The sequence below is a fragment of the Salinisphaera sp. genome (genome assembly GCF_035690525.1).
GTDB lineage: Bacteria > Pseudomonadota > Gammaproteobacteria > Nevskiales > Salinisphaeraceae > Salinisphaera.
Window position 1 is genome coordinate 1 of record NZ_DASSKM010000199.1, and the last position, 20,538, is coordinate 20,538.

The following is a 20,538-nucleotide window of genomic DNA, read 5'->3' on the forward strand; positions in this document are numbered from 1 at the left end:
GGCGGTGGCGATGTCCATCGCCGCCAGCTTCGAGCGCATCACCCGGCCCACGCCGTGAATCCGGCCGACGTCCAGATCGGCCAGAAAACGCTCGACCTGATGCGGCTTGATCACGAACTGCCCGTCGGGCTTGCGCCAGTCGGAGGCGATTTTGGCCAGGAACTTGTTGGGCGCCACGCCGGCCGAGGCGGTCAGACCGGTCTCTTCACGGATCGCCGCACGGATCGCGCGCGCGGTTTCGGTGGCGCTGGGCGAAGAAATGAGCGGGTCGGTGACATCGAGGTAGGCCTCGTCCAGCGACAGCGGTTCGACGTGCGGCGTATAGCGCAAGAATATCTCGCGGATTTGGGCCGATACCGCCTTGTAACGCGTGAAATCAGGTGGCACGAAGATCGCGTCCGGGCATAGCTTCGCCGCGCGCATGGCGGGCATCGCCGAATGAATCCCGAACGGCCGGGCCTCGTAGCTGGCCGCGGTCACCACCGCCCGCGGACTGCGCTGGGCCACCACCACCGGCCGGCCGCGCAATTCGGGGTTATCCCGCTGCTCGACCGAGGCATAGAAGGCGTCCATGTCGACATGAACGATCTTGCGCACGCGCTTTGTACCGTCGGTGCTCATGGCGGCATATATGACGGTTCGCGCGATGTTGTGCAAGCACGAAAACGAGGCGCCGCGGTGTCGTCGTCTCGATGCGCAGGAAATACCTTTGTTGAGAAACCGGAGCCGCCAAGCGCCGGGCATACCGCCTCGGCGCTTGGCGACCGCGATAGGCCAGGCCGTTATTGGCCGCGTTGGACCCCGGGCTCGCCGCGGCCGAGCGCGACATCGGGCGCCTTGCGGACGTTGGGCATCATGCCCAGCGGCAGGAACTGCTTGCCGACGCCCTTGAACATCAGGCTGCTCGCCGTGTACCACGCAATGACCGCCGAGACCACAAGCACATAGCCGGCCGCGATGACTACCCCCTCGCTACCGATCAACCGGCCGATGGCCAAACAGAGCGCGCCGGCGGCGAGTGTGTAGAGCACGAGAGCCAGCCCCGCGTTCTCCGCCGTGGCCGCAAAGGCGCCCATGATGGTGACCGCGGCCAGCATGAAGTACCAGTAGGCGAGCCCCGGTTCCGGGCCGGACGGCGTGGCCAGGGCGCCGGTGGCGAATAGCACATTCAATAGCCCCCAGGCCATCCAGAACGAACCCCAAGTGCCGTGCATGGCGGTGGCGATCGCGTCTCGTGCCTTATAGGCCCACATACCCGCACAAAACTGGGCCAGCCCGCCGAAGAACGCCGCGAACGGCGCCAGGTACAGCGGAGTCTGTTTACCGCCGTACCAGCCGCACATATAAGCGGCGACCATGAACGTCGCCGCGGCGAAGCCGTACAGTCCGAGGATCGATGGGGCGGCGATCGGTTGTAAATAAATGCGACCCATCGCGTCGTCGCCGGCTAGCTCCTGACTCATGACTTTCACCTCATCGATGATCGTTAATTGACCGTCTTGCCCCGGAGGCAAACGCAGGCGACCGCCACAAAGCGAATCGCGTTTCTCAATATAGATTTTCATCGGATGCGGCATGAATCCGGGGCTGCCCCTAGCCCGGCACGGACGGGTACGAGTCGCCGGCCGGCAGGCGAGGTCTCTTTGCAGCGCCGGGGGCCCTGAGCTTAAGTGTGACTCCCAAGCAAACCGTTAAAGAAATGTGTGGCGTTGATTTCGAGATGATCCACGTCGTAGCCGCCTTCCTGAATCACGCAAATCGGCTGGCCCGTCGCGGCCAGTAGCCGGCCCATTTCCTGAAAGCCTTCCGAGGTGACGGAGACCTTGGCCTGCGGGTCTTCGTAATAGGTGTCGAAACCGAGCGCCACGACGATGGCATCGGCCTCGAACAGACGAATCGCGGTCAGCGCTTGGTCGAACTTTTCGAAGAAGAACGATTCCGACGAGCCGTGCGGCATGGGCAGATTGAGGTTGAAGCCGTAGCCGGCCCCCGCGCCGCGCTCTTCCTCGAAACCGGTGACCACCGGATAAAAGTTGGTCGGATCGCCGTGAATGGAGACATAGAGTACGTCGTCGCGTTCCCAGAAGATTTCCTGTACGCCCTGACCGTGGTGCATGTCGGGATCGAGCACCGCCACTTTATCGTAGGTCTGGCGCAGGTAGTTGGCGGCGATGGCGGCGTTGTTGAGAAAACAGAAGCCGCCGGCGGCGCCCGGACGGGCGTGGTGGCCCGGCGGACGGCAGATGGCGTAGGCGGCTTTCTGGCCGGCGGCGATGTCGTCCGCGGCCGAGAGCGCGCACTGGGCCGAGGCGTAGGCCGCGGTCCAGGTGTGTGGTCCGATCGGCGAGCTGCCGTCGGCGATATAAGCGGCGGTCTCGGCCAGAATGCCGCGCATGGGATTGGGCGAGCTCACGTAGATGTTGGACATGACTTCGGCGCCCCAGTCCTCGGGCCAGCGGCGATGCGCCGATTCGAGATAGCGTAGATAGCCCATATCGTGCACGGCGGAAACCGGGTTCATGCCGTGATCGCGCGGGGTGTCGATTTCGATCGACAGACCGTTCAAGGCGGCGAGCAGCGGCGGAATGCGGGCCGGCACTTCCTGCGGCTTACGCATGGCGCCGCGGGTTAGATAGCTCTGCGGATCGTGCCGGTTTTGGGTTTCGTCGAAGTAGGCTTTCACTGGGTTTTCCCGTGCCGAGGTGAGTGGCGGCCATACGGGCCGTTGAAAGGAATAACTGCCGGCAACATACGCTTTGCTTGTTCGGGGCTGCAATGGTTGGTCTGAAAACCGGTGTCGAAAGCCTGCGGATCGGGGTAAGGCGAGGGCGATTGGCCGGCTGGTGTTACTTTATTGATGCAGTTGAGTTTGGGGTTTCGCGCTGATGCGCGAGTCACTTATCTTGCTTGCCCAAGATAAGTAACCAACAGAAAGGCACCCGACACGGCGCCGGCTGCGCCGGTGCACTGCGATGCTCGCGGCGACGGGATGCGGCCAGAACTCGGACGGCTTTGGCCGTCCTCAGACAGCTGGCCGCACCGGCGCGGTGCGCCGGACACCCGCCGCCGCTGTGCGTCTCCGTCGCCGCGTAACGGGGCTAAATACAGGCGCACCCGCCCTCAGCATCGCGGGCCCGCGCTGTATTGGTCCCCTTGGGCGCAGCGCCGAGCAGTGGAGGCCGAAAGAGGAAAAGACAGCCGTGTGTCTGAGTGCCGCGTAGCGGCGCGAGTTTCACGGCTGGCCCTCTTTCGGCCGGAGCCGCGCGGGGCACCGATGCGCAGCATCGGCGCAAGACAGGGTGTCTTTTCCTTTGCTTCCTTTCGTTTGGACAAGCAAACGAAAGGGAGTCGCGCATCAGCGCGAAACCCCAAGCCGGATGCACGAGTCATAAAAAGGCGGCCCGGAGGCCGCCTCGACGTGCTCGAGCGCTGTTTGTCGAATCAGCTGCCGTTGGGCACGGTCTGCAGCTCGATGAATTCCATTAAGCCGTCGTGCCCGCCTTCGCGGCCGACGCCGGACTGCAGCATGCCGCCGAACGGCGCGTGCGCCGCCGGGCCGGTGCCGGTGTTGTAGCCACAATGACCGAAATGCAGATTGGCGACGATCCGGTCGGCGCGCGCCTCGTCCTTGCCGAACACGTAAGAAGCCAGGCCGAACTCGGTCTGATTGCTGAATTTAAGCGCATCTTCGTCGGTTTCGAAAGGGATCAGCGGGACCAGCGGGCCGAAGGTCTCCTCCTTGCAGCACTTCATGTCGTGCGTGACTTGGGTGATCACGGTCGGCGAGTAGAACAGGCTCTTCGAGGCGTCCAACTCGTCCGGGTGCTTGCCGGCTTCCAGCTGCGCGCCCTTGGACAGCGCATCGGCGACATGATCCTTGACCTTGTCGAACCCGGCCTGATTGATCAGCGGACCGATATTCACGTCCTCGTCCATACCGTCGCCGACCTTGAGTGCCTTGACGCGGTCGATGACTTTGTTCGAGAACTCCTCGTAGACCGACGACTGCACATAGATACGATTGGCGCAGACGCAGGTCTGACCGGCGCCGCGGAATTTGTTGGCGATGAGGTTATCGGCCGCCGATTCCAAATCGGCATCGTCGAGCACGACGAACGGCGCGTTGCCGCCCAGCTCCAGGCCGAGCTTCTTGACCCAGTCCTTGGACTGTTCGATCAGTAACTGGCCGACGCCGGTAGAGCCGGTGAACGAGATCATCGGCACGTCCGGCGAGCGCATGAGTTCGCCGCCGATATCGGAGGACGAGCCCATCACCAAGTTGATCATGCCCTTGGGCAGATCGAGGCGCTCGTGCATGAGTTGGAACATCGCGATCATAGTCAGCGGCGTCTCGGTGGCCGGTTTGGTCACGGTCGGACAGCCCGCGGCCATGGCCGGCGCAATCTTCTTCGCGATCATGCCGATGGGGAAGTTCCACGGCGTGATCAGGCCGGCCACGCCGATCGAGCGCTTGTGCACCGTCCAGGTACAGTTCTTGGCTTTTTCCGGCAGTGTCTCGGGCGCCAGCGCGTCGGCCATCGTGCCGGCGAAATAGTCGAAGAAGCTCGCCGCGTACTCGACCTCGCCCTGGGCTTCCTTCCACGGTTTGCCGTGTTCCAGGCACAGGATACGGCCGATTTCCTCTTTTTCGGCCAACAGCGCGTCGCGGGTGTCTTCCAGCCACTCGCGGCGCGTATCCACATCGGGCACGTCGGGCAGCACGGCCCTTCCGGCGGCGATCGCACGCTTGGTTTCATCCGCGCCCATATAAGGCACGGCCGCCAGTTGTTTGCCGTTGGCCGGGTTGAAAACATCGGCGGTCTTGCCCGAGTCGGCTTCGACCCATTGGCCGTCGATATAACCCGCGAGATGCTTGAGCAGATACGATTCGATCATATGCAATCCTTTGCTTGGCCGGATGGGGTCGGCGATCGGCCCACCGTGTTCGTTGGTGCATTGATCATCGGGGACGCACGGCCCGTTTTCAATTGTCGGTTCGGACGGACCGGGGTCAGGCGCCACCCGGCGCGTAGCCGTGACGTTTGTTCACCCGGTTGAACAGATTCTCCCCGGCGCGCCAGCGCGCCAGATTGGCCAGAAACTGTTCGATCAGCGCCTCGCGCCAGCCGATGAAATCGCCGGCCATATGGGCCGAGATCAGTACGTTGTCCATGTCCCAGAGCGGATGATCGGCGGGCAACGGCTCGGTCTCGAACACGTCCAACGCGGCGCCGGCGATTTCGTTCGCGGCCAGCGCGGCGACCAGGTCTTCGGTGTTCACGATCGCACCGCGCCCGATATTGATGAACCGCGCGTGCGCCGCCATCGCGGCGAAACGCGCGGCGTTGAACAACCCTTCGGTCGAATCGGTCAGCGGGGCGGCGACCACCACGTAATCGGCGTCCGGCAGCAGCGCGTCGAGATCATCCTGGGCGTGAATGCTGTCGAACACGTCGTCGCCGTCCTTGGCGCGGCGCGCCACGCCGGATACCCGCATGCCCGCGGCTCGGCACAGGCGGCCGATGCGGTGGCCGATGGAGCCGGCCCCGACCACCAGCAGATGTTTGGCCTCGATGGTCTCGGTATCGCGATGCACCCAGCGGTGTTGCTGTTGATAGGCCAGGTTGTTCGCGCTGTCCTTGGCGAATATCAGGATTTGGGTGAGCACGTACTCGGCGATGTTGCGATCGAAGATGCCCTGGGCGTTGGTCACCGGAATATCGGATTCGATCAGGGCGTCAAACATGAGCTGATCGACGCCGGCACTGGTGGCGTGGATCCACTCTAGGCGGTCGGCGGCGTCCCAGGCGGCTTTCAGCGCCTCGGTACGAAAGTCGGTGACGACCAGGATCCGGCTCCCGGGCAGGGCGGCGCGCAGACTGGCCTCGTTGTGGGCCAGCGCGATTTCGGCATGTTCGCGCAGCCGATCGATGCCGGGCGGGCCGTCGGGCGCATCGCTGAGCACGGTGATGCGCAGGGCGCCGTCACGCTCCGCTGGGCTCGGTTCGACCCGGTTGTCAGACATGTTCCGGCTTGCCGCGAACAACGCGGATTCGGTGGGTAGTCGGCTCACGGTACCCAGCGCCCGGAGCAGGCGTCAACACGGTTTGCGAATCCGGCGCAAAACACCGCTTGACCGGGGGTCCAGCGGTGCCTAGTCTCAACCTGATGTCCCCCGGGGGAATTCCCTGGCCCGTCCAGCAAGAGGTTGTCATGGCTGTGAATCTGGAATCCCGCGCGCAGGTTCTGCCGCCGGACCCCGAGAAGCGTTATGTCCGTGATCGGCTGGTGTGGAATCCGGCCATGCACGCGATTCCGATCTCGGGCATACGCCGCATGGTCAATCGGGCCGCCCAACTCGACGATATCGTGCATCTGTCGATCGGCCAGCCGGACTTCCCGACGCCCCAGCACATCATCGATGCCCATATCCATGCGCTGCAGAACGGTCAGACCGGCTACACCATGGACGCCGGGCTGCCGGAGTTGCTGACCGCGCTCAAGGAGTACTACAACGCCAAGTATCGCAGTACGTTGGACGAGGACAATTTCCTTGTCACCACCGGCGCGACCGAAGGCATCTATCTGATGATCACGGCGATGGCCGCGCCGGGGCGCGAGTTCATCATCGCCGACCCCACGTTCCTGCTCTACGCGCCGCTGATCCGCATGAACGGCGGCCAGGTGCGCACGGTACCGACCAAGGCCAGCGAAGGCCATCAGATCGACGCCGAGCGGATCATCGATATGATCGGGCCGAACACGCACGCCATCATCCTGAATTCGCCGAGCAACCCGACCGGCACGGTCTATCCGCGCGAGACCATCGAATGGCTGTGCCAGGAAGCGGCTTATCGCGGCGTGGAGATTTTGTCCGACGAGGTCTACGACAACCTCATTCTCGATGATATCGAGTACCCCAGCGTGCTGGCCTGCGCGACCGATCTCGACGGCGTGGCCGTGGTGTCGAGCTTTTCCAAGACCTACGCCATGCCGGGCCTGCGCGTGGGCTGGATCGTGGCCGACCAGAACACCATCCGCACACTGCGCCGCTATCATATGTTCACCACCACGGTGGCGAGCACGCCGGCCCAATGGGCGGGCGTGGCGGCGCTGTACGGCGATCAATCCTGTATCACCGAAATGGTCGCGGAATACGCGCGCCGTCGCGACCGGGTGGTCGATCTGGTGGGCGATACACCCGGCCTGACCGGTTATTGGCCGCAGGGCGCGTTCTATATCGCGCCGTCGCTGCCCACGGGCGTGGATGCCGGCAAGCTCGCCATGCGCATGCTCGAGGAGACCGGGGTTTGCGTGATCCCTGGCGATGCCTTCGGCGAAGGCTCGTCGAACCTGCTGCGTATTTCCTACTCGACCTCGATGGAGCAGATCGAGGAAGCGTTCGCCCGGATGCAGCCTTGGCTGAAACGCCAGCCGGAGTTCGCCCGCTACGGCTGACGCGGCTTTTGCCGTTTTACGAATCGGCGCCCACCGAGCCGCAGCGCGCGGCCGGCGCGCCGTGGGACTTGGCCGCGGCCGGCATCCGGCGGTCGTAGCTCACCCGCACCGGGTACACCTCGCCCTGGGCGTTATGGATGTTGCCGACGCCGCGGTATTCCAGCAAGCGCTTGCTTTGCGGATTGTAGGTGAGCTTGAGCGAGGGCACGAAGTGGCTGATCAGGAACATATCGAGTTCGGCCGTGAAGACGACGGCCGGGCTGCCCTCGAAGGTCGTCTCGCCGGATTTATAGGCCTTGAGATCGATCACCGACTGGCGCCCGGCGGCGACGAATTTGAAGTCCACGCTCCGGCCGCTTTCCAGCGCCTCGAAATGCTCTTGGACGAGTTGATTGAAGCCGGAATCCGCCGCCATCGGTTCATCGATGGTAAACGGCTTGGTCTGGATTTCCGCGCCGGCTGATTCGCGCTTGAACATCGTCCACTGGCCGTGGTCGCGGCGGATGCCTTCCTCGTAGCCGGATTTGGGCATCGTCATCCGATACATCGGTATCGTGGGGTTGGCGGTGAAATCCATGTGTTTTTTCGCCAGCACCTGGCCGTTGGCGCCGACGTAGGTCACGTTCCAGGTCGTGATCTTGCCATTAACGCGCTTGACCTCGTGGTGCTCGGTATAGCGATAGTCGCCACCGTCGAGCGTATAGCCGTAGCCGTTGAAGCAAGTCAGACCGTTGGCATCGACCCGGGTCGCGTCGGGCTGCGCCAGCGCGGGCGCAGACGCCGCCCAGGCCAGCGTTCCGGCGAGCAGGACAATAAGCAAAACGCATCGCGGGTGCGGGCGCATGGGGTTCTCCTCGTGCAGGTGTTATTGAAAAAACAATAAAGTCTGTCGCAGAAATTTTCTTAATGCGGAACATAGCCGTCCCGAAACTACGTACAGATCGAAAGCTGCTAGGCCTCGCGGGTATGGGATTGTCGGAATGCGGCTGATTAGCTGTTGTTTGAGACCCGCTATTATTGGGCAAATTTGCTAAGTCGCCGAGGTATCGCCACATTTTGACACGGCCCGTCCTCCTGGCGGGTGTAAACTATGTATATAGACACAGAAAACACGGTTACGGGCATTCGCCTTCAGACCGTTGCCCAAGGTGCCGAGTCTATGGGTGATACTGAGCTCGCAATCCAATCGATCGACTTCTCCGAACTTGAGGGGCCAACCGGAACCACGGCCCGGGATCGGATACTGAACACAGCGTGTCGCCTGTTCTATCGCCACGGTGTGAATTCCGTGGGCATCGATCGAATCATCGATGAGTCCGGCGTGGCCAAGATGTCGTTGTACCGGAATTTCGGCTCCAAAAGCGCACTGGTAGAGGCTTACCTGAAGCACCGCGACGCCTATTGGCGGGATGTATTCCGGTCGCACGTGTTGAATCTCGATCTACCTGCCATAGAGAAGGTATTGGCTTATTTCGACCTGATGTACCAGTGGCTTAGTGCGCCTGAGTTCTTCGGCTGCGCTTACATCAACGCCACGGCGGAGCGTCTGGGCACGGAAAGCATCACCGCGGTAATCCGACATCACAAGCGCCAGAATTTGGATCTGTTAGTTACCTTGATAGAGCAGGCAGGCTTTATAGAGTCCGCCGAACTCGCCGATCAGCTCTTTTTACTATCGGAAGGCGCGATCGTGACCGCGTCGATTTCTGGCACGCCGGACTCCATGCAAACGGCTCGGAGTGCTGCTGAACGCCTGCTTAGAATCAGTCAGCCGTGAGCGAAGAAACTAGGACGGCGCGGCGGCGCAGCCGCCGGCCGCTCGCGGTAACTGCTAAGCCACGCGTATCGTCTGCGGGCAGGCCTCATCCAGCCAAGCATCGTCGTAAAATTTCGACAGGTACTTAAGGCCGCTGTCCGGTAGCACGGTCACGATCGTGGCCGGTTTCTTCAGGCCCCGGATTAGCTGCTGACAGCCCCAAATGTTGGCTCCCGAGCTGCCGCCACAAAGCAGCCCCTCGACGAGCGCCAGTTCGCGGGCCGAGTTGAAAGCATCCTCGTCCCGGAATCGATACATCAGGTCGATAAGCGAAAAATTCATGCAGCCGGCCAAGTGATCCTCGCCGATACCTTCTACCTGATACATGTCGATATCGTTCTCGTTGACCTGGTGGTTGTTGAAGTAGCCGAAGTACACCGATCCGACCGGGTCCGGGAAGACGAGTTTCATATTGGGATTCCGAGACTTGAGATAGCCCCCGGCGCCACTGATCGTGCCACCGGTGCTGCCCGAGGCGACGAAATAGTCGATTTCACCGTTGCACTGTCGCCAGATCTCAGGCCCGGTCGTCTGGTAGTGTGCTTCGACGTTCTTGGCGTTGTCGTACTGGTTCAGCATGAACGATCCCGGCGTTTCTTCGGCGATCGCTCGAGCGCGCTGAACATAATGTATTGGATCCTCTGGCCCGGCATCGTTAGGGCACGTGATGACCTCGGCGCCATAAGCCCTGAGTGCGCACTGTTTCTCATGGCTGACCTTCTCGGGCATGGTGAGCACGACCTTATAGCCGCGCAGCGCACCGATCATGCCGGCCGCCGCCCCCGTGTTGCCCGAAGTATGCTCGACGATCGTCCCGCCCGGACGCAGCGCACCGCGCTGCTCGGCATCTTCCACGATGTGACGCACGATACGATCCTTGATGCTGCCGCTCGGATTCATGAATTCGAGCTTGGCCAACACCCGAACCGAAGGATCGGCAAACAGTCGAGTGAGTTCGATCATCGGCGTATTACCGATTGTCGATAGCGTGTCCATCATCCCTGGGTCGCGTTCGATTTGAGTATCCATACAGTCACCTGCTGCAGTTCTTGTATATGGTGGCCCGTTCTGAGCCGAGAGGCACCGATGGTCGGACCAGCGACATGCCCGCGCCGGCCGAGCCTTCGATGTTCTGGAATGCTGGGTCCACGAGCGTTGCGACACTGTGCCGTCTGTGGATACCGGCCAAGTGCGTTTCCTCGGAAAGACGTTGAGCGGGATCAATCCCAGTGCGGTCACTACGGCCAACATGAGCAGCGGCGCCTGATAACCACCGAGCCATTGCGAGAGAATCCCCGCCGTGACCGGCCCGACTGAAGCTCCGATCGCAACGGCCGTATACGTCAGACCCATGAGGTAACCCGGTCGAGCCGCTGCAAACTCATGGGCAATAACAGCCGGTGTGAGAGCGATATAACCGCCATAGCCAAAACCGCCGACGATGGCGTAGAGAAGGTAGATACCGAAGGAGCCAGCCAGGCTCCAGAGCACGAAGCTCACGGCTACGCAGGCGATGCACAGTCGGTAGAGCAGCCACTCGTCGAACCGGGCGCCCATCGCGCCGATCAACATGCGGCTGGCCACGCTGGTGAGCCCCAGCAGTCCAAGCACCTGGGCCGACTGCTCAGCTGGAATCCCACTAGCCTGGGCTGCCACCGGCAAGTGGGTAAACGGGACATACATCGCTAGGTTGACTAGGATCGTGGCCAGATAGAACCGCGGATACCGACCGCCCGGAGAAATAGCGCCGGCATGGTCAGCCTCGGATCTCGCTGGCGCCGCTGCACGCGCTGGAGCCGGGAAAAGTAGTCCGGATAGGATTAACACTACCGCGCTGACTACTGCGTAGATACGATAGGTCTCTCGCCATCCCAGTGACTCGATCAGTGAGCCGGAGACCGGCGCAACAACCAAGGTGCCGAGACCGATACCGCTGACGGTGATGCCCAAAGCCAATGATCGGCGTTTTTCGAAATGCTGGCTCACCGCCGCGACGACGGGAACGAATATGCAACTCACGCCCACGCCAATACCGGCGCCATAGCACAGATACGCCTCAACCAGACTTACCGCGGATGCCGTGAACCACAGACCAGCCGCAATGAAGATCCCGCCGGTCGCAATAAATAGCTTGGCACCCAGACGGTCGCTCAATGGCCCGGTCACGATTCCCAGACCGAAGAACAGTAAGCTCGTGAGCGAGAAGAAAAACGATGCACTGCCCGGGCCGATGTTGAATTCATCGGCTAGCGCTGGCAAAAAAACCCCGAAGCTGTAAGCCACCCCGAACGTTACAAACAGAACCACTAAGCCGAGCCAGGCAGCCAACCAAGCGCGACGATCCTCTTGGCTTGAAGGACCAGTTCTAGTGATCGGTCTTTCAACGTGCCGCCTCCGGAGCATTGAGATAGACCAGTCGCTCACAGCATTAGCCACACTGAACCGCTGATACTGTGAGCGCCGGTGTCGTTACTCGATTAGGACGTGGCAGCTGGCCGACCGCACATCATGTGCAGCGTATGGCCCACCCGGCGACCACCGTCGACCAGGGTCCTCGCGGTACTCGCGTTGACGCGCGTCCCGTGGAGTCGAGACTTGAGTTCTTCGCCTCGGTGGATCGCGTCCATATTGATCATCTCGAGGGCCTGGTCATAATCGTAGAAATCGAACTCGGTTCCATCGACTTCCCACTGCGCATAACCGTCGGTCACGTTGACGGCCTCGGTCTGAAGCTTGAATCCGGCCAGCAACTCGTCGTACTGGAAGCCACTCGCGCGCGCGAGCTCATCGAGGACTTCAAGGGGAAACCGGCCCCCGATCATGAACGTGGCAACACCGTCCTCGGACAAAGCCGATTTCACGCTTTCCAAGTACTTGTACTGCAGCCCCAGAAGATAGCGGTTGATATCGGCCTCCTCTTGGGCCTCGCTGTCCACCTTGTGCTGGTCGATCCGATAGAAGGTCCCGTAGTCGAGGTTCTCGGTTCCGCTCAGAGGAATGTTCGGCAGGTTCGCGTAGATCACATCCGCCTGGATGCCCTGTTCGGCAAGCGGCACACAGACATTGCCACTCAGGCCGATGACCTCGATATCGTTGGACACGTTTTTGCGTACGTTCTCGGCGGCCTGCAGGACAACATCATCCTCGACGTCGGTTACAACGATACGCTCGAGGCCGGTGAAAATACGAGATGCGCCGATTGCATCGACGCCACTGCCGGACCCGATCGCTGCAAACATCTTGGGCGTAAATCCTACGTTCTCGAACTGTGATTTTATGAGACCAAATCCCTTGAACGCATGCCAGACCCAATTTTCCGGGGCATGAGCCTTGATCGAATACATTCGATGGTCAATATCCAGATGGACTGGTGCGCCGGTGTCGAACAGATGGGTCGCTTCAAGTTGCATAGAGAGCCTCCTTCAGTTTGCCGAGGTAGCGGACCTGACTACGATGTCGCTACCGTTCTCACGAAGAAATCGACGGATGCTGTCCTTGAGGTGATCGTTGATGCATCCGAGTAGGCTCACGCATACGCTGCCGGGTGACAGCCGAAGCGAAACACCCACGTTTTCGTGTCGTACAATGTGGATGTGGGGGATCGCGAAGCCGAAGTTCGAGGCCGCGATCAAGGGCAAGTGCTTCCGCGCCGCCTCGTCTGCGATATAGCGGTAGAGTTCGAGCGTCAGTGCGTTCTCGTCGGGACCCTCAAGATCCAGACGCAGATAGAGGAATCGGCCACCGTGGCCGTAGTCATTCATCGCACGGTCATGATCGGGATGCTGTTCCGACCAGAGTGAGTGAAGGACAGGGCCCGACGTGGCGTCGCAGAACTCACCCAGATCCCGGGTCATGATTCGGATATTGCGGTCATATCGCGACATCCGACCCTTCAAACTCGCGGGCGTGTCTACAGCGCAGCCGAACACGTCTTCATAGGAGGGTGCGCGACCGGATCCGGCGCGGGCTTCGACCAGATCGGATTCGACTTGCCCCGGCGCGGTACCGGTTCCGCCAATAGTTACCAGACCGGTCTTTGCACGATCCGTTCCATACTGGATGAATTTGATACCACTCACGACAGAGACGATCGCGATATTGCCCGGAATGGCGTCGAAATCGAAAAAGGAGAAGACGTCGGTATCAAACGTCGAGACGTTGTCGACGATCACGTATTTCGGCTTGTCCGTCGTGAGCTGCTTGGCCGCCGTCGCCATAGCGTTTAGATCACACGCTCGCATATCGGGGTGGTTCTGTATCCCCTCGATGAAGACGCTCTGGACGTCGTCCCGTAGAATCAGTTCAGCGGCCGCGGCCGGCTCGGTATCGTCGTAGAGTTTGAAAAACCGTTGGTCTCGGCTTTTCAGTCGCTTGCGTATCTCAACCCAGCAGTTATTGCCGATATAGTTCAGGCGGCCCTTATTCATCGAGTAGGTCGCCAGAACATCCATCGCCGAATCAAGGCCAGCGATGCCGCAGGTGAAGCTCAACGATTTGGCATTGTTTAATGCCGGGTAGAGCAAATGTTGCAGACGATCGGCCGTAAGCGGTCATTCCCCAACGTTATTGCCAACGCGATCGATATCAGATCGCATCGGATCAGATCGGCCGCCTGGCCGAGTATCGGCTGATCAAGGGTGACGGTCTTCTGTTCCGCATCAGGCGTCTGAAACAAAATATAGCCCCCGCGCAGGTAGTCGACCGTATTGGTTTGCGGCGTTGATTTGATCTTCTGGGCCGGCGCCACCTCCGAAGGAAAACCGCGAAGTGTCGGGCTGTGCCGTAACAGAAGTGCCTGGGCGGCCGCAGTTTGCTTGATCGCGATGCCGGTCAGCAGCATGATCTGGCTGAACGCATCCCAGTCGGTAACATGCTCATCGGAAACGTAGGCAACACAATCTCGCCAGCATTGCTTGGCGCCTGAAATCAGCTCATCAGCTCTATCGAGCACGGTACTCGGCGGGATTCCATCCTCTTCCGCCGAGCGTATCTCCGCAAGCGCATCACAGTAACGATCGAGCGCTGCGATGTTGGTGTCGGCCAGATCCGTGATCTCGGCGACCAAAGCAGTTCTATCCTGAAGATCATTCATTGCAATCTCGTCGGTTGCGAGTACGGACAGATCTCAGATGGCTTCACCCAGAACCAAGTCCGCACCGAATAACAGGAAGACGACACCCGAGACACGGTCGATCCAGTGACTCATTGACTGATAGAGATGGCTTGCGCGGGTCTGGATCACTGCGACGGCAACTAGCGAGTACCAAACCATCGATATGGCCGCCATGACGACGACGGCCATGACACCCTCACCTATCGGCGCGGACGTCTGCAGGGTTGCTGCGAAGATTCCGGCGACGAACAACGCCGTCTTGGGATTGGCGATATTGGTGGCCAAGCCGAGTCGATACGCGCTCCAGGAACTCAACGCCAGTTCGCCTTTTATGCTCTGTTGCTGAGACTTGAAGCGGCTCTTCCACAACAGCTTCGCTCCCATCCAGCAGAGGTAAAGCCCCCCGATGACCTTGAGCGCGATATACGACCACGGCGCCACGGTAAACATCGTCTGTATACCAAGGTAGCCGGCCAGCGCCCAGATTGCGGTACCGGTGGCGATGCCAGAGACCGTCCGAATCGCGACAGATCTCGACTGAGTAAGGGACGTTCTAATCGTGATAAAGAAGTTCGGCCCGGGCGAAATAGCTGCGAAGAACCAGATCACGGCGATAGCAAGAAGAGGGCTGTGCAGGTTCATATCGAGCAGCAAGGGCTAGGCTAGGAGTTGCTATCTCTATTGATACAGACCTGTCTCACCCATTGTCAACCGGAAATGATCATTCAGAGATGGGTGGCCGTTCCCGAACTAATCAAACCGGGACACCGTGGCGCCCCTTATTGCCGATCGCGATCAGGTGCCCTTTACGTTGTTTGTTTTTATCATTCCGAATTCAGCGCCCGGCGCGGGCTGAACAGATAATGCCCGATGCCCCATTCGTTGCCGCGGCGATAGCCGAACAGTTCGGCCACGGCCATGAAGAACATGCGCCAGCGGTTGAACCAGCGCTCGGCATCGGCCGCGCCGTAGGTCTCGCGCATGACGGCCAGGACCGATTCGCGGTTGGCGTCCATGCGCGCCAGCCAGGCGTTGGCGGTGTCGCGATAATGGGCGCCCGACAGCCACCAGCTGTCGCGCAGCAGCAGATGCTGCTGAAAATGGGCGAACAGGTGCTCGCTCGGCATGACCCCGCCGGTGAAGAAATAGCGTGCCATCCAGTCGCCCGCCGAATCGTCGGTGAAGCGATAGGCCAAATACTTGTGCGCGAACACGTGCACGAACATCCGGCCGTGATCGTCGAGCCAGGACGCACAGCGCGAGAAGAGTTCGCGGTAGTTGCGCATGTGCTCGAACATCTCGATCGAGACGATCCGGTCGAAACCGCCCGCGCCGGGGTCGAAGCGATTGATATCGCAGGTTTCCACGCATAGGTTGTCGAGCCCGCTCGCGGCCGAGCGGGCGGCGATCCATTCGCGTTGGGTATTGGAATTCGAAACCGCGCGAATACGTGCGTTCGGGAAGCGCCGGGCCGCCCAGAGCGAGAACGAACCCCAGCCGCAGCCGAGATCGAGGATGCGCTGGCCATCGCGAAGTCGTGCGCGCTCCGCCGTCAGCGCCAGCATGGCGTGTTCGGCCTGATCGAGATCGTCGATTCCGGACTCGAAAAGACAGCCGCTGTATTTCAAATGCGCACCGAGCACCGCCTCGAAAAAAGCCGGTGGCAATTCATAGTGCTGCGCGTTGGCATCGGCGGTGTGCTGGGCGATCGGGCCGGTACTGGCGCGCTCGAGAAAAGCGCGCATCGCCTCGTTACGCCGGCCCGCGTCGCGGGCTTGGCCGTCGGTTAGGCGGCGGCCGATCAGCCGGCGCATGCCGGCCCGGGCCAGCCGGTCGGGCACGAGGCCGCGTTCGCAGAGTTCTATCGGCAAGCTATCCAATCGCGGCACTCCTTGATCTTGACGCGCGTGTTCAGTCATCCCCGCTTTATACAGCCTGCAAAAGAACAGACACGAACTCAGGACAAGACCGGCCGCAAATAAACGCGGATAAACGCAAATAATACGTAATATTGCCCAATTCCGCCTTCCATTTGCGTTTATTGGCGGATAATTTTTTCTTTTGCGGCAATCGATGGGTTTTATAGGGATTGGTATTAGTCGTTTTTGGGCGGCCAAGGGATAAAGGCGTTGGTGGTCCGCACATACGCGTCGTGGCCTTCGCGTTTTTCGGCGGCATCCTTGTTTTCGACGGTCGGAATGCCCGAAATCTTGAGCAGCAGCACGGCCATCAGCACCGGCCCGATCAGCGTGGCCCACCAATAGCCCGCGCCGATGGCGAGCACCACATAGCTCACCCAGTGCAACGACTCGAAGAAGTAATTCGGGTGGCGCGAGTAGTACCACAGCCCTTCACGGCACACCTTGCCCTTGTTCTCCGGCTTGGCCTTGAACGCCTTGAGTTGGGCGTCGGCCGTACCTTCGCCGACCACCGAAACGAACCATACAACGACCGCCAACGCGCCGGTGACAAACGACGGCCCGTCGTCCATATAGGCGATCACCAGAAACGGGATCGAGAGCACGGCCGCGATCACCGCCTGCAGCACGAAGAACGCCAGCAGGTAGAAATCGGCCCGGGACCCCCAGGATTCGCGCGCGGCCGCGTAGCGTGAATCCTCCGGCCGGCCCTTCATGCGCGCGGCCAGATACTCGGCCAGACGGAGCGACCAGGTGAGCGCCAGCACGGCCATCAGAAGACGCGCCGCCACCGGCGAATCGCCCATCAGCGTATATTCCAGCGCGATTATGCCGAGCGCGGCGGCCCAGACAGCATCGACCAGGCCGGCGTTGCGGGTAAACAGTTGAATCATCCAGACGATGACAAGCAGAACGATAACCGTCAGCAGGCCGATGCCGAAGGCGGCGAGGGCGGACATGGCGTGTCCTTGTATCGATGAGAAAATGAGCTTAACAGGGTGTACGAGCGCAAGCGCTCGTAGGATTCAGGCCGGGCCGTGCCAGCGGTCCCAACGCGGCGGATCGCCCACGGTTTCCAGCACATAATCCACGAACGCCCGCACCTTGGGCGGGCACAGCCGGGGCTGGGCATAGAGGATATGAATCGAGCGGACTTCGGCCGTCACTTCCCACTGCCAGTCGCGTAGCACCGGCACGAGCGCGCCGTTTCGTAGTTCGCTCTCGATCAGCCAGCTCGGAAACAGCACCAGCCCCTGGCCCAGCGTTGCCGCCGCCCGCAAGCTGGCCGCGTGGTCGCTGTACAGCGTGCCGTCCACGTCGAGCCGATTGAAGCGGGCCGAATCGGCTTCGCGCCAGTACCAGCGCTGCCGGCCGTATTCTCCTTGATAGAGCAGACAGTCGTGGTCGAGCAGATCGGCGGGCCGGCGTGGCAGGCCACATCGCTCGAGATAGACGGGCGCGGCGGCGACCAGATAAGACATGGCGGAAATGGGGCGCGAGACGAGGCTGGAATCGATGAGTTGGCCGACGCGGAAGGTGACGTCGCTGGCGGCCCGCACCGGGTCGACGATGGCATCCGTCAGCCGCAGTTCGGCCTTGATTCTGGGATAGCGCCGCGTGAAGCCGTGCACGAGCGGCACCACCTGGCGCTCGCCGAAGGCGACCGGCGCGTTGATCGACAACACCCCGGCCGGTTCGTCGCCGTGTTCGAATACGGTCTCGGTGGCCGCGTCGAGCTGATCGAGCAGGGGCCGAATCGCTTCGATATAGCGCGCCCCGGCTTCGGTCGGCTCGACCGCACGCGTATGACGATAGAACAGGGTCTGGCCGAGCCGGCGTTCCAACGCGGCGATCTGGCGCGAGATCGAGGACACGGCGCGATGGCTGCGATGCGCCGCCGCGGTGAAGCCGCCGGTATCGATGACCAGCCGAAAGGTACGCAGGGCGTTCAGGTCCAGGTTGTTTTTCATGCAATAAATATTTGCGATCTCGATGCTTGATGCAAACGTGAGCAAGCGCACAATGGGCGCATCGTTTCATAACACGGCGGCAAGCCCGTCCTAAACCATATGCGCAAAGGAAACGCACTCGTTGTCGGCGCCACCGGCATCACCGGCGGCAATCTCGCCCAATATCTCGTGGCCAGCGGTTGGACCGTCTACGGCCTGTCGCGCCGGCCGTCTCAAACGCCGGGCGTGGTGCCGGTCTCGGTCGATCTGCTCGACGAGCAGGCGACCGCCAAGGCGCTTGACGGCCTGCCTGTCACGCACGTCTTTTATTGCACTTGGACCCAGCGCGATTCCGAAGACGAGAACGTGAAGGCCAACGGCGCGATGATGAACAACCTGTTCGCGGCGCTCGACCGGCAACGGTTGTCCCATGTCTCGCTGGTCACCGGCACCAAGCAGTATCTCGGCTCCTTCGAGGCCTACGGCAGCGGACAGGTGGAAACGCCGTTTCGCGAATCGGCCGAGCGCGTGCCGGGGCCGAATTTCTATTACACGCTCGAGGACATCATGCGCGATGTCGCCGAGCGCTACGGCATCGCCTGGAACGTGCATCGCCCGCATACGGTGATCGGCTACGCGCCCGGCAACGTCATGAACATGGGCACCACGCTCGCCGTCTACGCCACCATCTGCCGGGAAACCGGCCGCGCGTTCACTTTCCCCGGTTCGACCGAGCAATGGCACTATCTCACCGACATGACCGATGCGCTGCTGCTGGCGCGGCAGATGGAGTGGGCGGCGTTGGCGCCGGGCGCGGCGAACGAGGCGTTCAACACCGTCAACGGCGATACCTTCCGCTGGCGTCGCATGTGGACGGAAATCGGCGAATATTTCGGGCTCGAAGTCGCCGACTGCCCGGACCCGCCGCAGCCGTTGGAAGAACAGATGGCCGGGGTCGAAGACACCTGGCGGGAGATCGCCGCGCGTTACGATCTGGTCGAAGCCGACGTGGGCAATCTGGCGTCCTGGTGGCATACCGACGGCGATCTCGGCCGCACGCAGGAGTGCGTCAACGACATCAACAAATGCCGCGATTTCGGTTTTTACGCCCATCGTGAGACGCGCGCCGCGTTCCTCGACTTATTCGATCGGCTGGCCGCGGAGCGCATTATTCCGCCGATCGGCGGCTAGACGTCCAATCAACGGAAGATAATGGACGCATGAAAAAGCCCGGCGGAGTTTCCGCCGGGCTTTTCGGATCGAAAATTGATCGGGTGGGCCGGTCAGAAATGCATGCCGAAAGAAATCGAATACAGTACCGCCCGGAAATCGTTGGTGGAGCTCACGCTGCCGACGTTGATCGGGCCGAACGTGGGGCTTAGCGTCGGCGAGTTGATCCGGATACCGCTTACTCGCGCCTTTACCTCCGCGCAGCCGACGTATTTCACGTCCGCATTCAGAAACATATTATGCGGTAGATTGAAATCGGCGCCGAGCTGACCGACACAGGCAACGGGCTTGCTCAGATACAGTTCGGGTTCCCCCAGTTCGTTGAGCACCTCATTGTTGACGTCGGTGTCATAGGTGTACAGATACATCGCGCCGGCCCCGATGTAGGGCTGGATCATGGTATCGGTCCACGGCCGGTAGACGATCGTGAAGTTCGGCGGCAGCGCCTTGAACGAGCCGATGGTGCGGCCCAGCGCCGGCACACCGGTCGGGATCGTCTCGCCGTTCGCGCCGTTGAGCGCGGTGGGCGCCAGCGGTTCGTCGATGGCGTCCTTGGCTACCTCGAAATCGAGCTTGAGCGGCGGCGCGAGCAGTACCTCCACCGCCAGATGGTGGTTGGTCATGGGAATATAGAGGCCGATGGTGCCGCCCAGCGTCAGTTTGTCGCCGGCCGACGAACCGGTATGGGCCAGATCGCTGCCGCCGGGTCCGAAGGCCTGCGCGGCCAGCCCTTGGGCGTTGTCCACGTGCAGTTCCGAGCTGCTGCCGTAATAGTGGAAATATAGCGGGCCGAGACGCCCGTAGCTGTTGTTCTCGATGTAGTCCAGCGTCTTGCCGAAAAAGCTTTCGTTGTTCGACGACTGGATCGGCGTCTGCCCGGGTTGCGGGCGGTAGTCTTCGGCCATGGCCGGAGACACCAGGCCGAGCGCCAGGGCCCCCAGCGCGAGCCCGCACCCCATGCGGGCGGCCGATCTTGCGGTCGGCGAGTGGTGACGCGTCATCTCCCTTGCTCCTGTCTTATGTTTATCAGTCATATTCCGAACAGGCTCCGGC

General features: G+C 61.3%; 18 protein-coding genes. 3 read left to right on the forward strand and 15 right to left on the reverse strand.

The window, feature by feature from the left end:
* The 5 genes from dinB to VFJ08_RS15315 all read right to left on the reverse strand — a co-directional run.
* Nucleotides 1-621, reverse strand: a 621-nt coding sequence (gene dinB, locus VFJ08_RS15295) for a DNA polymerase IV (protein ID WP_324998092.1), incomplete at its 3' end; no start/stop codon positions are given.
* Between the two features lie 161 nt (nucleotides 622-782).
* Entirely contained in the window at nucleotides 783-1,463 is a 681-nt protein-coding gene (locus VFJ08_RS15300; RefSeq protein WP_324998093.1) for an acetate uptake transporter family protein, read from the reverse strand.
* Nucleotides 1,464-1,666: 203 nt separating this feature from the next.
* Nucleotides 1,667-2,683, reverse strand: coding sequence for a histone deacetylase family protein (locus tag VFJ08_RS15305; protein WP_324998094.1), 1,017 nt, complete (start codon nucleotides 2,681-2,683; stop codon nucleotides 1,667-1,669).
* A gap of 758 nt (nucleotides 2,684-3,441) precedes the next feature.
* The gene (locus tag VFJ08_RS15310; RefSeq protein WP_324998095.1) at nucleotides 3,442-4,896 is read right to left on the reverse strand and encodes an NAD-dependent succinate-semialdehyde dehydrogenase; all 1,455 of its coding nucleotides are present in this window, start codon (nucleotides 4,894-4,896) and stop codon (nucleotides 3,442-3,444) included.
* Between the two features lie 115 nt (nucleotides 4,897-5,011).
* Nucleotides 5,012-6,025 (reverse strand): D-2-hydroxyacid dehydrogenase, encoded by a 1,014-nt coding sequence (locus VFJ08_RS15315; RefSeq protein WP_324998096.1) that lies wholly within the window; start codon nucleotides 6,023-6,025, stop codon nucleotides 5,012-5,014.
* Nucleotides 6,026-6,213: 188 nt separating this feature from the next.
* Here VFJ08_RS15315 and VFJ08_RS15320 point away from each other — a divergent pair, with 188 nt between their 5' ends.
* Nucleotides 6,214-7,458, forward strand: coding sequence for a pyridoxal phosphate-dependent aminotransferase (locus tag VFJ08_RS15320; RefSeq protein ID WP_324998097.1), 1,245 nt, complete (start codon nucleotides 6,214-6,216; stop codon nucleotides 7,456-7,458).
* A 16-nt stretch (nucleotides 7,459-7,474) separates the two neighbouring features.
* Here VFJ08_RS15320 and VFJ08_RS15325 read toward each other — a convergent pair whose 3' ends face one another.
* Nucleotides 7,475-8,302: a hypothetical protein gene (locus VFJ08_RS15325; protein ID WP_324998098.1), complete on the reverse strand. Its 828-nt coding sequence runs from the start codon at nucleotides 8,300-8,302 to the stop codon at nucleotides 7,475-7,477.
* 315 nt (nucleotides 8,303-8,617) lie between these two features.
* On the opposite strand from VFJ08_RS15325, the gene VFJ08_RS15330 reads away from it, so the two are divergent.
* Nucleotides 8,618-9,235 (forward strand): TetR/AcrR family transcriptional regulator, encoded by a 618-nt coding sequence (locus VFJ08_RS15330; RefSeq protein WP_324998099.1) that lies wholly within the window; start codon nucleotides 8,618-8,620, stop codon nucleotides 9,233-9,235.
* 54 nt (nucleotides 9,236-9,289) lie between these two features.
* On the opposite strand, the gene VFJ08_RS15335 is transcribed toward VFJ08_RS15330, so the two are convergent.
* From VFJ08_RS15335 to VFJ08_RS15370, 8 genes are all read right to left on the reverse strand, one after another.
* Nucleotides 9,290-11,602, reverse strand: coding sequence for a pyridoxal-phosphate dependent enzyme (locus tag VFJ08_RS15335; protein ID WP_324998100.1), 2,313 nt, complete (start codon nucleotides 11,600-11,602; stop codon nucleotides 9,290-9,292).
* Nucleotides 11,603-11,751: 149 nt separating this feature from the next.
* Entirely contained in the window at nucleotides 11,752-12,684 is a 933-nt protein-coding gene (locus tag VFJ08_RS15340) for a 50S ribosomal protein L11 methyltransferase (RefSeq protein WP_324998101.1), read from the reverse strand.
* Nucleotides 12,685-12,696: 12 nt separating this feature from the next.
* A complete protein-coding gene (locus VFJ08_RS15345) occupies nucleotides 12,697-13,764 on the reverse strand; it encodes a hypothetical protein (RefSeq protein ID WP_324998102.1) in 1,068 nt (355 codons plus the stop codon).
* A gap of 14 nt (nucleotides 13,765-13,778) precedes the next feature.
* Nucleotides 13,779-14,366, reverse strand: a complete 588-nt coding sequence (locus VFJ08_RS15350; protein ID WP_324998103.1) for a hypothetical protein — start codon at nucleotides 14,364-14,366, stop codon at nucleotides 13,779-13,781.
* A gap of 33 nt (nucleotides 14,367-14,399) precedes the next feature.
* Nucleotides 14,400-15,041, reverse strand: coding sequence for a LysE family translocator (locus tag VFJ08_RS15355; protein ID WP_324998104.1), 642 nt, complete (start codon nucleotides 15,039-15,041; stop codon nucleotides 14,400-14,402).
* Nucleotides 15,042-15,211: 170 nt separating this feature from the next.
* A complete protein-coding gene (locus VFJ08_RS15360) occupies nucleotides 15,212-16,276 on the reverse strand; it encodes a class I SAM-dependent methyltransferase (protein ID WP_414707094.1) in 1,065 nt (354 codons plus the stop codon).
* 206 nt (nucleotides 16,277-16,482) lie between these two features.
* Nucleotides 16,483-17,265 carry a DUF1295 domain-containing protein gene (locus VFJ08_RS15365; protein WP_324998106.1) on the reverse strand — a complete coding sequence of 261 codons (783 nt, stop codon included), beginning with the start codon at nucleotides 17,263-17,265 and terminating at the stop codon, nucleotides 16,483-16,485.
* 66 nt (nucleotides 17,266-17,331) lie between these two features.
* Nucleotides 17,332-18,276: a LysR family transcriptional regulator gene (locus VFJ08_RS15370; RefSeq protein ID WP_324998107.1), complete on the reverse strand. Its 945-nt coding sequence runs from the start codon at nucleotides 18,274-18,276 to the stop codon at nucleotides 17,332-17,334.
* Nucleotides 18,277-18,375: 99 nt separating this feature from the next.
* On the opposite strand from VFJ08_RS15370, the gene VFJ08_RS15375 reads away from it, so the two are divergent.
* Nucleotides 18,376-19,446 carry an SDR family oxidoreductase gene (locus VFJ08_RS15375; protein ID WP_324998108.1) on the forward strand — a complete coding sequence of 357 codons (1,071 nt, stop codon included), beginning with the start codon at nucleotides 18,376-18,378 and terminating at the stop codon, nucleotides 19,444-19,446.
* 92 nt (nucleotides 19,447-19,538) lie between these two features.
* On the opposite strand, the gene VFJ08_RS15380 is transcribed toward VFJ08_RS15375, so the two are convergent.
* Nucleotides 19,539-20,486 carry an OmpW/AlkL family protein gene (locus VFJ08_RS15380; protein WP_324998109.1) on the reverse strand — a complete coding sequence of 316 codons (948 nt, stop codon included), beginning with the start codon at nucleotides 20,484-20,486 and terminating at the stop codon, nucleotides 19,539-19,541.
* Nucleotides 20,487-20,538: the final 52 nt, after the last annotated feature.